14 protein-coding genes are annotated in these 12,763 nt (G+C 55.2%); 4 read left to right on the forward strand and 10 right to left on the reverse strand.

The genetic code is table 11. From position 1 onward, the window contains the following. Positions 1 to 96 precede the first annotated feature (96 nt). Together ACFIO0_RS14185 and ACFIO0_RS14190 are read right to left on the reverse strand one after the other, a co-directional pair. The gene (locus ACFIO0_RS14185; RefSeq protein WP_390911049.1) at positions 97 to 1,638 is read right to left on the reverse strand and encodes a trimethylamine methyltransferase family protein; all 1,542 of its coding nucleotides are present in this window, start codon (positions 1,636 to 1,638) and stop codon (positions 97 to 99) included. A gap of 24 nt (positions 1,639 to 1,662) precedes the next feature. Next, positions 1,663 to 2,298, reverse strand: a complete 636-nt coding sequence (locus ACFIO0_RS14190; protein WP_390911050.1) for a TetR family transcriptional regulator — start codon at positions 2,296 to 2,298, stop codon at positions 1,663 to 1,665. A 73-nt stretch (positions 2,299 to 2,371) separates the two neighbouring features. On the opposite strand from ACFIO0_RS14190, the gene ACFIO0_RS14195 reads away from it, so the two are divergent. Together ACFIO0_RS14195 and ACFIO0_RS14200 are read left to right on the forward strand one after the other, a co-directional pair. Then, entirely contained in the window at positions 2,372 to 2,734 is a 363-nt protein-coding gene (locus ACFIO0_RS14195; protein ID WP_390911051.1) for a cupin domain-containing protein, read from the forward strand. Positions 2,735 to 2,742: 8 nt separating this feature from the next. Continuing rightward, the gene (locus ACFIO0_RS14200) at positions 2,743 to 4,062 is read left to right on the forward strand and encodes an FAD-dependent oxidoreductase (RefSeq protein WP_390911052.1); all 1,320 of its coding nucleotides are present in this window, start codon (positions 2,743 to 2,745) and stop codon (positions 4,060 to 4,062) included. A gap of 205 nt (positions 4,063 to 4,267) precedes the next feature. On the opposite strand, the gene ACFIO0_RS14205 is transcribed toward ACFIO0_RS14200, so the two are convergent. After that, entirely contained in the window at positions 4,268 to 5,557 is a 1,290-nt protein-coding gene (locus tag ACFIO0_RS14205; RefSeq protein ID WP_390911053.1) for a glutamine synthetase, read from the reverse strand. 14 nt (positions 5,558 to 5,571) lie between these two features. After that, entirely contained in the window at positions 5,572 to 6,831 is a 1,260-nt protein-coding gene (locus ACFIO0_RS14210; protein ID WP_390911054.1) for a cytochrome P450, read from the reverse strand. A gap of 87 nt (positions 6,832 to 6,918) precedes the next feature. Between ACFIO0_RS14210 and ACFIO0_RS14215 the strand changes: the two genes are divergently transcribed. Then, entirely contained in the window at positions 6,919 to 7,614 is a 696-nt protein-coding gene (locus ACFIO0_RS14215) for a type 1 glutamine amidotransferase (protein ID WP_390911055.1), read from the forward strand. Here the strand turns inward: ACFIO0_RS14215 and ACFIO0_RS14220 are convergent. From ACFIO0_RS14220 to ACFIO0_RS14240, 5 genes are all read right to left on the reverse strand, one after another. Further along, entirely contained in the window at positions 7,603 to 8,253 is a 651-nt protein-coding gene (locus ACFIO0_RS14220; RefSeq protein WP_390911056.1) for an FCD domain-containing protein, read from the reverse strand. The genes ACFIO0_RS14215 and ACFIO0_RS14220 overlap by 12 nt on opposite strands. Before the next feature lie 85 nt (positions 8,254 to 8,338). Beyond that, positions 8,339 to 9,649, reverse strand: a complete 1,311-nt coding sequence (locus ACFIO0_RS14225) for a TRAP transporter large permease subunit (protein WP_390911057.1) — start codon at positions 9,647 to 9,649, stop codon at positions 8,339 to 8,341. Then, complete coding sequence (locus ACFIO0_RS14230) at positions 9,646 to 10,140, reverse strand: TRAP transporter small permease subunit (protein ID WP_390911058.1); 495 nt, start codon at positions 10,138 to 10,140, stop codon at positions 9,646 to 9,648. Before ACFIO0_RS14230 ends, ACFIO0_RS14225 begins: the two co-directional genes overlap by 4 nt. Before the next feature lie 77 nt (positions 10,141 to 10,217). Next, positions 10,218 to 11,222 (reverse strand): TRAP transporter substrate-binding protein DctP, encoded by a 1,005-nt coding sequence (locus ACFIO0_RS14235; protein WP_390911059.1) that lies wholly within the window; start codon positions 11,220 to 11,222, stop codon positions 10,218 to 10,220. Between the two features lie 145 nt (positions 11,223 to 11,367). Beyond that, positions 11,368 to 11,535, reverse strand: coding sequence for a hypothetical protein (locus ACFIO0_RS14240; RefSeq protein ID WP_390911060.1), 168 nt, complete (start codon positions 11,533 to 11,535; stop codon positions 11,368 to 11,370). 3 nt (positions 11,536 to 11,538) lie between these two features. Here ACFIO0_RS14240 and ACFIO0_RS14245 point away from each other — a divergent pair, with 3 nt between their 5' ends. Further along, positions 11,539 to 12,213, forward strand: a complete 675-nt coding sequence (locus ACFIO0_RS14245; RefSeq protein WP_390911061.1) for an FCD domain-containing protein — start codon at positions 11,539 to 11,541, stop codon at positions 12,211 to 12,213. Between the two features lie 201 nt (positions 12,214 to 12,414). On the opposite strand, the gene ACFIO0_RS14250 is transcribed toward ACFIO0_RS14245, so the two are convergent. Then, positions 12,415 to 12,591, reverse strand: a complete 177-nt coding sequence (locus ACFIO0_RS14250) for a hypothetical protein (RefSeq protein ID WP_390911062.1) — start codon at positions 12,589 to 12,591, stop codon at positions 12,415 to 12,417. Positions 12,592 to 12,763: the final 172 nt, after the last annotated feature.

A 12,763-nucleotide genomic window follows, 5' to 3' on the forward strand; every position in this document is an offset into this window, starting at 1 on the left:
GATTTGTCCGCCTGCAGTTCAAACTTCAGGTGCTCGGAATGAAACTGTAGTAGGATCACCGGCTCCCTTATGGAGCACGTCTTTGGTCGACGCACTTCATTCTTGCGGGAACGCCCCGCCCGCTTGTTTGCGCATTTCAATGAATGCTTCGATGTTGCTGGCGGCGTGTGGCCCGTGCGCCGGGTCTTGGAAATCAGCGAGGTTCTTTGTCCAGATGTCAGTCGCGCGCTGGGTTGAAGTTTTGGCACCCGCCTCTGACCATGCGCCAAAATTCGTGAGGTCCGAAACCAGCGGCGCGTAGAAGGCCGATTGGTAGCGGTCCATTGTGTGCTGCGTGGCAAAGAAATGGCCGCCAGGGTCAACCTCGGCCAAAGCATCAAACCCGATTTCTGCATCGTTCCCGATAGGTTTCACGCACAGTTCGGCCATCGTTTGCAGCGCTTCGACATCGTTGATGAATTTTTCGTAGCCAAAGCTTAACCCGCCTTCGAGCCACCCCGCCGCGTGCACAGTCAGTGTGGCATTTGCCATCGCCCCGCCCCACACCGCCATGTTCGTCTCAGTTGCGGCCTGCATGTCTGGGGTGTTTGACGCAGCCCCCGTCGCTGAACGCCACGGCAACCCGATGTGACGCGCCAACTGCCCCGCCCCGATTTGCATTTTGACGTGTTCAGGGGTGCCAAACGCCGGCGAGCCGGATTTCATATCCACGTTCGAGCTGAAACCACCGTAGCTGATTGGCGCGCCTGCACGGGTCAGTTGCGCCAGCGTGATGCCGGTCAATGCCTCGGCATGTTGCAACGTCAGCGCACCGGCCACAGTGATCGGGGCCATTGCACCGGCCAGACAGAAAGGCGTGATGATTGTCATCTGACCTGCACGGGCAAAGTCGATCAGCCCTTGGGCCATCGGAATATCCAGCATACGCGGTGAATTTGAATTGATGACGGTTGTGGCCCAGACCCCATCGGTAAAGTCATCCTCAGACAGATCCAGAGCCATGCGGATCATCTCAAAACTATCGTTCACCTGCTCGGTGCCCCGGGAATAAACGAACATCGGCTTGTCACAGTGGATCAATTGCGCGCGCATCATTTCGTAGTGGCGAAACTGGATCGGCACGTCTTGGGGTTCAACGCAGGGGCCAAGCATGTGGATCACGTCATAGGTCTGCGCCAGCTTTAGCGTCTCGACGTAAGCTTGCAAATCACCCGGCCTGCGCCCCCGATTAAGATCGTTGGCATTGGGGCAGCCCGCACCGGCCATGAACAGCATCGCGCCGTTTTCGTACGTTTGACTGCGTGCAGGATTGGCGGCACGCAAACGAATGGATGCAGGGGCGGATTGCAAAGCAGCCGTGACAATATCCCGGCCTACAAACACCATATCATCTTTGATGCGTGCGCCTGTTTTGCGAAAAATCTCCCGCGCCTCGGGCAATAGAATTTTGATCCCCAATTCCTCGATCACACGCAGGGCGGTGTCATGGATGTTTGCAACTTCGTCGTCCGAAAAAACGACCTGCGGCTGAAACGGATGGCGCAGGTTCACGTAATCTGTTGCGCGCACAGGTTTGGCCGCGTCCGACTGCGCCCGACGACGCCCACCTGATCTGCGTGGCTTGGTTTCTTGTGACATTTAATTTCCTTTGGGCGGCAATTGTTAGCTGAAGGCGATCCAATCACGCCGAAATGATGACCCTGTGTCAGCGTCCAGCGCCCTGCCCGTGAATGCAAAAAAGTAGTCATCCAGCATCGACATGCGTTCTTCCATGACCTCGTCGGGGTTCATCGCGAAATATCCCACTTGCGCAAAATACAGCACTCGTGCCCGCACCTCGGCCTCTTGCTGCTGGTAATCGAACCGTTGGAAAAGTGCTGCGATGACTGCGATCCGGTTGGTATCTTCAGCGCGCACCACGCCAAGCACGCGGTCATCAAGGCGCGCCCAGTCCCGCACTGCCTGCTCCAACTGCGAGTTGAAATTGTCCGAGTTGGTCCAGATCGCAAAGAAGGACAAAACACCACGGTCCAGACTGTCCACTTGATCCAACACAGCCTTGATGCGCTGGCCATTTACCGCGAACCATTCGCCCAGCAACCCGTCCAGCAGCTCCTGACGCGACTTGAAGTGCCAATAAAAGCTGCCCCGACTCGCGCCGATGGACGTGGCAAGGCGCGTGACCTGAACAGCATCAATCCCGTCCTCCATCAAACACGACATTGCGGCGCGTAGCCAATCTGCTCTACCCAATCGCGGTTTGGGGGCGGTTTCAGTGCGGATTTGAAGTGTGTTCATTTCAAAACCATACAACCTTGTTTGGAAGCAATCAATCCTGTACAGTTGGAGTGCGAAACAAGGGAGATCGACAATGAAACCGTCACAGCCAAGGGTTATGGAATGGACCAAGTCCACGTTTCAGCCGCGCTTCGAACATGGCGATCAAGCCCAAGCGGCCCATCTGTGCGGCACAGACGACGGCAGCAAACTTGGGGCCGGATTTGGCCGCCTGACCAACGCGTCTTTTGAATGGACGGTGCAGTATGACGAGATCATTCTGGTTCTAGAAGGGCAGGTTTCGGTGATAACCGAAACGGAGGCACTGACGGCTGGTCCAAAGGACACGATCTGGTTGCCCGCCGGAACGCGCGTCACCTATCAGGCACAAAATGCCCTGATTTTTTACGCGATCCAACCTGCCGATTGGGCGCAGACGGATGGCGAGCAAGGGTAGAATTGAACATGCTGAACATCTCTCGCCTGCCGCGCAACGACCAGACAAACGCGTGGAATACAATCTTGCCAAAACGCACGCCGCATGCAGCTTTGGCACAAGATATCAATGCCGATTGGCTGGTTGTCGGCGCGGGATACGCAGGTTTGGCGGCAGCGCGGCAGCTGGCACGCAATCGCCCGAACGACAGCATCGCGCTGGTCGAAGCCGGCGTCTGCGGTGAAAATGCATCTGGGCGAAATTCCGGTTTCGTGATTGATCTGCCGCACACCACGTCGTCGAATTTGGACCAGCTAGAAGGGTCGCACCGTTATTTGCGTCTGGCCCGCGCCGCGACCGCCGCGCTGGAAAAGAACGTCCGCGATTTTGACATCCAGTGTGACTGGTCACGTGACGGAAAATACCACGCCGCTGTTACACCCGCAGGGTCGCGTGCGATGCTCGATCCATACGCCGCAGAATTGACCGCCTTGGGCGAGCCATTCGAGTGGGTCGAAAAAGACGCCCTTGCTGCCAAGTTGGGGACGACACATTTTCACCGCGCGCTTTATACGCCCGGATGTGTGCTGGTGAACCCGGCTGCGTTGACGCGCGGACTGGCCGATACTTTACCCGAAAATGTTTCGATTTTCGAGAACTCTCCTGTGACCGGAATGGATTATTCAAACGGCGCGCGGGCGACAACACAAGGCGGATCAATCACCGCACCGCGCCTGATCGTGGCCGCAAACGGATTCAGCGACCAGTTCGGCTACGGCAAAAACACCTTTGTTCATCTGGCCCTTTGCGCCAGCCTGACGCGCCCTTTGACAAAGGAAGAGCAAACGTCGTTCGGCGTAGATCAACCGTGGGGCCTGACGCCGGCCAACGGGTTCGGTGGCATAACGATGCGCTACACAAATGACCGACGCATTTTGATCCGCCAAGACATCAAAGTCGCGATGGGACAGGATTTTTCTACGCTGAAAACCCAAGCCATAGGACGAAACCACAAGGCATTGATGGACGCCCGCTTTCCGGCACTAAAGGGCGTAATGTTTGAAAATTCATGGGCAGGTTACATCTGCATGTCGCGCAACGGTGCACCGATGTTTGGCGAAGTGAGCCCCAACATTTGGATGGCAGCCTGCCAAAACGGGATCGGTGTTACAAAAGGCACGATCAGCGGCATGCTGACTGCTGACAAGGCGTGCAACATCGATCATCCGCTGATCGATGACATGGAGGCGTTGGGCAAGCCACTGCAATTACCGCCGCGGCCGCTGGTTGAAATCGGAGCACGGGCGAACATCGGTTGGGAAGTCTGGAAAAACCGGGCCGAGGCCTAGAATTTCTAGAATTGTCGCTGGATAGCGTACCACACTATGCCCGCTCGCAGTCAAACGCGCAAAACCACGAAATTCTTGAAAAACTCAGATGAAATTGAGCGCGACTGAGGTTACCCAGTTCTGCTTTTTTCGCTCAGGGCGTATCAACCCAGCAAAAAGGCATCGTTGCGTGCGACCGTGCCGCACGCAAGAATTTACGCGCCCGTCACATGTAGTAGACGTAAAAATCGCGCAGGGCTTCGGGATCAAGATTTTCCGTCTTTTCGACTTCGGCCTCTTTCATAAAGACATGGTTTTCAACCAGTCCTGCCCCCACGGCCTGCGCCAAAACGGTGTCAGCGGCCAGATCGGCGATGGCTGATTTCAGATCAGTTGCAGCACCGATTGTGGCGTCGGTTTTGACGAACCCGTCACCGGTTTCTATGGGCTGCAAATCATAGCCGTTTTCGACCCCCAACAGGGCTGCTTGCAAGACGGCGGCGACGGCTGTGTAAGGGTTGGCCGATGCGTCCGCCATGCGGTGTTCGAGGCGTGCTTTGGCACCGCCTTCCGAGCTGATGCGCGTCGTGACATTGCGGTGATCGCCGCCCCAGTTTTGCCAGTGACCTGACAATGATCCCGGTTGCAGGCGGTCGTAGGAATTTGCAGTTGGCGCGATGAGACCTGCTAAGCCTTTGTGATGATGTAACAATCCTGACAGGCACCCACGCGACAGATCGTTCAGATGATCAGGTCCACCCTTGCCGCCGGTGGACAGTGCGTTGTTGCCGTCCTCGCCGGTGAACGAGAAATTGATGTGCATGCCGTTACCACCCGCCTCGACGATTGGCTTGGGCATAAAGGTCAGAATGACGCCTTCGTGCAGGGCAACTTCGCGCGCCATTTGACGGAACAGGATGATGTCGTCGACGGCCTTTAACGCATTGTCAAAGGTCAGCGTGTATTCAAATTGTGGGCTGTCGTATTCGGCCGTGATCATGTCGAGGTTAAAGCCAAGTTCTTCGGCCACGTCCCAGATCGCGTCGTTAAATCCGCGCGGATCGGTGAAGGGGCCCGTGCCGTACACCACGCCGCCAAGGCTGTCGTAGGGCACGAGTTTGCCCTCGTCGTTGTGGATAAGCGCAAAGGCTTCCAGCTCGATACCGACTTTGGGGGTGAGACCCTTGGATTCCCATGCGGAAATCGCGCGTTTCAGGGCACCGCGAGGACACATCGCCAACGGCACGCCGTCGGTGTCGTACAGATCGCCAAGTACGATTTTTGTGCCATTTTCCCAGCAGTCGCGGATGTCATCAGCGGCCCAACGCAGTTCCATGTCCGGTAGCCCGTCCATCATCATCGCACCGGGGGCGGGTAGCAAATCTTTGTCGTAATGAACGCCAAACGTGGACCGGCAAAACCGCGTGTCATCGTCGCCAATCTTGGAATGAGGCAAGTATTTCCCACGCATAATGCTAAGGTGGTCGCAGAATACCGCGCGCAATCTATCGTTCATTTCGTTCTCCTAGCTCAGATGCGTTTGATGCGCACCGGAAGCGACTTGATGCCGCTGATAAAATTTGACCGCAAAAACTGCTCTGCTCCATCCGCCTCAATCGCGCTGATCCGTTTGCTGAGTTCCTGAAACAACACCCGCACTTCCAGCCGCGCAAGCCACATGCCAAGGCAAAGATGCGGCCCCCCGTGCCCAAAAGCGAGATGTTTATTGGGGGTGCGGAACAAATTCACGCGCATCGGGTCGTCAAAGGCCGTCTCGTCGCGGTTGGCAGAGGCAAACCAGTAGAGCACCTTGTCGCCCGCACGAATGGTTTTGCCGTGCATTTCGAAGTCTGTCGTTGCGGTGCGGCGGAAATAACTGGTGGGCGTGGCCCAGCGGATAATCTCGTCTGGCAGCGTGTCCCAAACGTCGCCGCCCGCCTGCATTTGGGCCAGCAATTCGGGCTGATGGCACATCGCGTGCATGCCCGCTGCGATGGAATAACGCGTCGTGTCGTTACCGGCCGCCACCAGCAGGCAAAAGAAATTTCGGAACTCTTCTTCGGTAATGACCGAACCGTCAGCGCTGGGTTGCAGGATCAAATGCAGGATGCCGTTGGTGTCGCCGGTTGCGTTCTTTTTCGCCATCAAATCCTTGGCATAGACGTATAACTCAGCGCCCGCAGGGGAATTAAACGGCATCATCCGAAACTCGTCAGTGCTCATCTTATCGAGCACGTGTGCGGTGAAATCAGGATCAGTGTTGGCGATCAGTGCGTCGCCTTTTTCAACAAGCCACGGCAGGTCTTCGTCCGGTGTGCCAAGGATGCGACCCAACATGCGCATCGGCAATTCACGGGCAATCATTTTAGTGGCATCAAAGCTGTCGCGTTGCAGAACATCATTCAAAATTTCGACGCAAATCTGGCGGATATCCGTTTCGAAATCAGCAATCACGTTCTTGGAAAACGCGCGCGCCAGCTTGACCCGCATCTGCATGTGGTCGGGTGGATCTGTCTCTTGGAACGTGCGGCGGGCGAGGTATTCTTCGTAGCTTTGGTCCTCCATCCGGATGCCCTGAGCCGAGGAAAATACCTTGGTGTTGCCGTTCATCAGCCAGATATCTTCATGGCGCGTGACAGACCAAAACCCTTTGCCGCCATCCCAATCGGTCCAGCTAAGCGGGTCGTCACGACGCATCCGTGCAAAGGTGTTTAGCGGCGGGCCGTTAACAAAGGTGTCGTGCGACGCAAGGTCGGTATGGCCATCGTCGGTCGGCGTCCAAATGGTCATGACTTTGCCTCTTGCGTTAGTATATTGAAAGATACCATAAATATACGTCACTAAAAAGAAAGTCCTAAAATGCATCTTGCCGTTTTGATGACCAACACAGACGAAAGCGAATTTGCGCAAGACCATCCCAAAGATGGTGAGAAATTCGCGATGCTGATCCACATGGTGCGCCCCGATTGGTTGGTCACGTCCTATGCTGTAAAAGGCGGTGATTTTCCGAGCGATATCAACAGCTACGATGGCGTCATGATCACAGGCAGCCCTGCATCTGTGCATGATATGGACCCGTGGGTGGGGCAATTGTTAACGCTGCTCCGAACCGCGTTCGACGCCAAAACCCCGCTGTTTGGCGCGTGTTTTGGGCATCAAGCCATCGCGCTGGCGTTGGGTGGCAAAGTAGAGCCAAATCCGGCCGGTTGGGTGTTTGGATTAACGGACGCGACCATCGTTGCCAAAGCCGACTGGATGCAGGGATTGCCCCAAACGCATTACCAATACGCCGCACACATTGAACAGGTGACGCAAGCGCCGTTAGGGTCGCAGATTTTGTCCATAAATTCCGCCTGCCCTATCGCGGGTTTTCGGATTGATGACGCTGTTTACACGACCCAGTATCATCCGGAAATGACAGCAGATTTCATGACGGCGCTGGTTGCTGAATACGCGCCCAAGCTGCCTGCACATGTTGCAAAAGTGGCCAAAGCATCGCTGTCAGGACAGGCGGATACACTTCAATATGCAGAGTCCATTGCACGGTTTTTTGAAACGGCTTCAGCCGACTGAGGCGATCAAATCCATGACGGTTTGGCGGTCATAGTTAAAGTGATCTAGCATTGCGGATGCGGCATCATCACTGCGGCGCGCAAGGATGTGACCGGCGATTACGGCGTGCTCTTTTGCGGATGCAGTTGCCGCATCAGGATGGCGATAGCGCATCCGGTAATAGGCCATCAATTTACGCGCATTTGTTTTGACCATGTGCATCAAAACATCGTTGCTGGCGGCGCGCACGACGATCTCGTGGAATTGCAAATTCAGCTGGTAATACTGCGCGGGTTCGGCGTTGCCGTGGGTGTCAACGTGGGCTTGGCAGGCGGCAACATTTGCACGCAAATCTGCCTCTGTCGCCTCGGTAATCCGGTGCGCGGCGAGACTGGCGGCAAAGCTTTCCAGGTTCGCGTGGACCTCTAGGATAGTCAGGAATTCGGCGACTGTGGGTTTGAAAATCACCGCACCTTTGCGCGAATGACGCTGCACCAGCCCGTCGGTTTCAAGCCGGATCAGCGCCTCGCGAACGGGGGTGCGCGAGACGGCGCAAGTTTCCATCAGTTCTTTTTCGCTGATCGCATTGCCAGGTAAAATCGATCCGGCGTCAATGCGCGCGATAATCAATGCGATGACCTGATCCGTCTGTCCTGCCACTGTGCATCCTTTCGCGTTTTACATGGCCAACTTACCCAAGCATTGGGTGAACGGCTACCACGTAAAAACGCGGCGCGGAATGTGACTATCTGAAGGTGTCGGGCATCAAAGTTGTCGGCAACCAAAGCGCGATTTGCGGGAACAAAATGATCAGCAGCAGGATCAGCAACATCGGTGTGAGGATGATCAAAACATCTGGCATGACTTTGACAACGTTGACCCGCCCAATGGCCGCCGAGATCAGCAAACACAGCCCGTAAGGCGGTGTGACCAACCCGAATGCCAGCGACACGATGCCGATAATTGCGAACACGACGGGGTGAATTTCTGCCGCCGTGGCGACCGGCAAAAGCACGGATCCCAGGATGATAATCGTCGGGATCGCGTCAATGAACAGTCCGAAGAACAGGAACAAGCAGGCGATCATGATGGCTGTGCCAAAGCCCCCGAATTGCATGGTTGTCATGAATTCAACGATCAGGCGTGGGGCATTATAGAACGACAACATCCAGCCGAATGCCGACGCCGTGCCGATGGCAAACAGCGAGATCGAGGCAAAGCGTCCGGTGTCATAAAAGATGCCTCCCAAGTCGCGGAACGTGACGGTGCGGTAGACAAAAACACCAAGGACCAGGGCGTAACCCGCTGCGATAATTGCGCTTTCTGTTGGAGTTACAAGGCCACCGACAATGCCGCCGATCACGAGGATGGGGGTGAGGATCGCGAGGAATGCGCCCTTAAAGGCGGTCCAGAAATCGCTGAACGTCGGGCGTGCCACGATCGGATAGTCGTAGATTTTGGCGTAAACATAGACCGTCGCCATCAGGGCAAAGCCGATCAGAAAACCCGGAACTGCGCCCGCGAGAAACAGCGCGCCGACGGACACTTGCATGACGCCGCCCCACACGACCATCAGGATGCTGGGCGGAATAATCACGCCCATCACGGACGAACACGCTGTGAGGGCAACGGCGAAACGGGTGTCGTACCCTTCTTTGACCATCGCGGGGATCAGGATTTTGCCACAGCCTGCCGCGTCCGCGGTTGAGGACCCTGAAATGCCGGCAAACAGCATCGACACGGCGACGTTTACGTGGCCCAAGCCGCCGGGCATCCAGCCCGTCATCACCCGCGCAAGCGCGATCAGTTTGTCAGTGATCTTGCCCGAATTCATCAGGTTGGCGGCCAGCAGGAAAAACGGCACAGCAAGCAGGATGAACGAGTTATACGACTGGAACATTCGATCAAGAATGATGAACGGCGTCAGGCGAATGTCCAGCACGACAATCGGAATAATGGCGATGCCCAGCGCAAAGGCCACCGGCACGCGGATCAGGATCAAGGCCAGAAATCCGCCAACAAGAATGGCGCAGGCAACGCCAGTTGTAATGATCATGTGGTCGCTCTTTTACTGGTTTGGAACGCGGCAAATGCCTCGTACAATCGATAGCCGCAGAACAGGGTCCAAACGACGCCGGCGATGGGCACGGTGACGTAGGTCCACAACAGGTTGGCGCGCATCATCACCGAACTTTGGATCGAGCCGATCTTGGCATATTCGATCCCGTACCATGCAAACAGCAGCGCAAAGGTCAGCACAAAAATGTAGACGATGGATTTTTGCAGCAAAATGAAAAACGGGTGCCTTGCGTCTGGGGTGATGACCACGTCAAAATGCGTGCCTTCCCAAACGGCGACCATGGAGCCGATCATGACGATCCACACAAAGATGAATGTCGCGAGTTCTTCGGTCCATAAAAAGGTGGGGATGATGCCGGTATAACGCGAAATAACCTGCATCCCGACAGGTATCGCCAGCGTCGCCATCAAGCATCCGAGCAGGATGCGCAGGCCTTGGCAAAAAGTCTCGAGTGCACGCCCCAGCATAGTGTTCCCCCGCGCGAAAGTCTGTCTTAGCAAAGACCCAAGGGCACCTTTTTGACAAGATGCCCTTGGTTGGAGATTTACATGCCACGCACAGCTTTGAGCAGCTCTGTCGCGTTGATGTCTGATGCAAACGCATCTTGCACAGGGATCACCATTTCAAGCAGCTTGTCGCGGCCGGCAAATTCCTGAACTTGCAACTGGCCTGCGTCGACCATTTCTTGCAATTTCACGCCGTCTTCGCGTGATTCCAGTTCACGACCATAGGCCCCTGCTTCGCCGCCAGCTTTTTTCACAGCAGCTTGCAGATCGGCAGGCAATTTGCGGAAGGTTTTGCCGCTCATGACGATTGGGCGCACGGTGATTGTGTGCTTGGTCAAGGTGACGTGCGGTGCGACTTCGTAGAACTTCAGGTTCTGGATGCTTGCCGCTTCGTTTTCAAAGCCTGCGATCACGCCGGATTGGATGGCGTTGTAGACTTCGTTGTAGGCAATCGCCGATGGGGCCGCTGTCAGAGCAGAGAAAATCTGTGCTTGGATTGGCGCACCCATGACCCGCATTTTGTGACCCGCAAGTTCATCCAGATTGCCGATTGGCGCGCTGGATACCAGATTGCGCACGCCGCCGCCTGTGTAGCCAAGGATCATGATGTCGGCGTTTTTCTCAAGCTCGGCTTCGAGCGGACCGAACGCTGTGCTGGACAGAACCGTGTTCCAGTGATCCAGATCGCGGAACAAAAACGGCATATCCATCAGCGGAATGGATGGTGCAAATTTCGCCATGTTGGACGGTGCCATGATCGTGTAATCGATCGCAACACCCTGCTGCAGGAAGTTCACGTAGTCTTTTTCGACGCCCAATTCGCCGTTCAGACGCAGATCAAACGTGACGTTACCGTCGTAATATTCGTCAACCAATTCGGCGAATTTCACCATGGTTTTGGTGAATGCGTGGTTGTCGTCAAACATGCTTGCGCCGCGCAATGTGACGTCTTGCGCCAGTGCCGGTGTCATCGATGCGACCCCAAGAGTGGCGGCAAGCGTCAGGCCAGCGGTCACTTTGGTTACTGTGTTAAAAAGCGTCATTTTGTTCCTCCCAGAATTCAATTCACGCCTGGAATTTCGCCCAGACGATCAGATTTTTCGCAAATCTGCCCTGAGATAATCCTGCAAACGCCAGCACGTCAAGTAAAATGCAGACTAGTATGGTACTTTGATTTATGGAATAATTTCACAACCAACCAAGACGGGGCGATTTGGTTTGATCCCAACGCGGCGTGCGTTCCATGACGACACCGTTGATGCCAAACGACTTTCGCCCTACACGGTATGTTGGACATTGCTCAGCGCCCGAGGATTTCGGGAAAATCAGGTATCGGATCGAAAAATGCTCGTTCATCAAATGATTAAAGACGCCAAACGGCTGACCACGGCTGAAGAGGTTTTTCGCAAGCTGAAGTCCGATATCATCACCCTGCGCCTCGCCCCCGGAGCCAAGATTTCAGAGGTCGAAGTCGCCAAGGCGTGCGATGTGTCCCGCCAGCCTGTGCGCGAGGCATTCATGCGTTTGGGCGAATTGAACCTGCTGCACATTCAGCCACAAAAAGCGACCCGCGTGCGCAAAATTTCCCACCAAGAACTTAGAAACACACGGTTTATTCGTGCGGCTGTTGAGGTCGAGGTGGTTCGGCATGCCTGCCAAAACGCGACCGAACAGACCTTGCTTCCGTTGCGAGACAACTTGATGCAGCAAAGCATTGCAGCCCGCGAAAGTGATCCGATCATGTTGCGTGAATTGGACTATCAGTTTCACAATCTGATCTGCGTTGCCGCCAACCGTTTGCCCGCATTCGAGACGATTGCCGAGAACAAGACCCACACCGATCGGGTGTGCACGCTGGAATTGGCAGACGTGTCTGGCATGGCCGAAGTCCTTGAAGGCCACACCAGTATTTTCGACGCGATTACAGCCCGAGACGAAGATGTCGCGGTAAAAATGACGCGTCATCATTTGAAACATCTGGATGTGACATTGGCGAATGCCAGCCAGAACTACCCGGATTTCTTTGAAGATTGATTTGCAACCGCGCGCCGAGATTAGCGCACTGCTATACCAGTTTTGCCCCCAAAGGCTGCCCTAAGACAATTCGTTTACGGATACCTCGTGCATCTGAACGGGGAATTGCCATAGAAATGAGTGGCAGGCGCGAGAACGACAGCTGAGTCTCACGACAACCGCACGCTTCATTCCGAATTTGACATCCTTACCCTCGCGCAATCACTTCTTGTCGCGCGCGGCTTTTTCTTCTTTGGTCAGCTTGTTGTTCCAAGCATTATTGCTCAGGCCCAGTTCGGCCGGAAGCGGCTTGGTTTTACCTTTGCTGATCTTGCCACCCTTGTTCAGAAATTCCTGAATAAGCGCGTCATCGGTGGTTTCTTTTGGAACATATTTCATGCGGACACCCTACGCCGCCACGCGTATGCTTGTCACGCGGGAACGTATGCGGATTGCTCGAAAAATCTTAGGCTTACGCAGAAATTTTCGAATGGGTCAGCGACCAGAACAAGAAACAAAAGCGCGGTTTCGACGCATCCGTTGACCTTAATAAAACTACACAATCTGCGCC

This window comes from Pseudosulfitobacter sp. SM2401 (assembly GCF_042932805.1).
In the GTDB taxonomy this organism is placed as follows: domain Bacteria; phylum Pseudomonadota; class Alphaproteobacteria; order Rhodobacterales; family Rhodobacteraceae; genus Ascidiaceihabitans.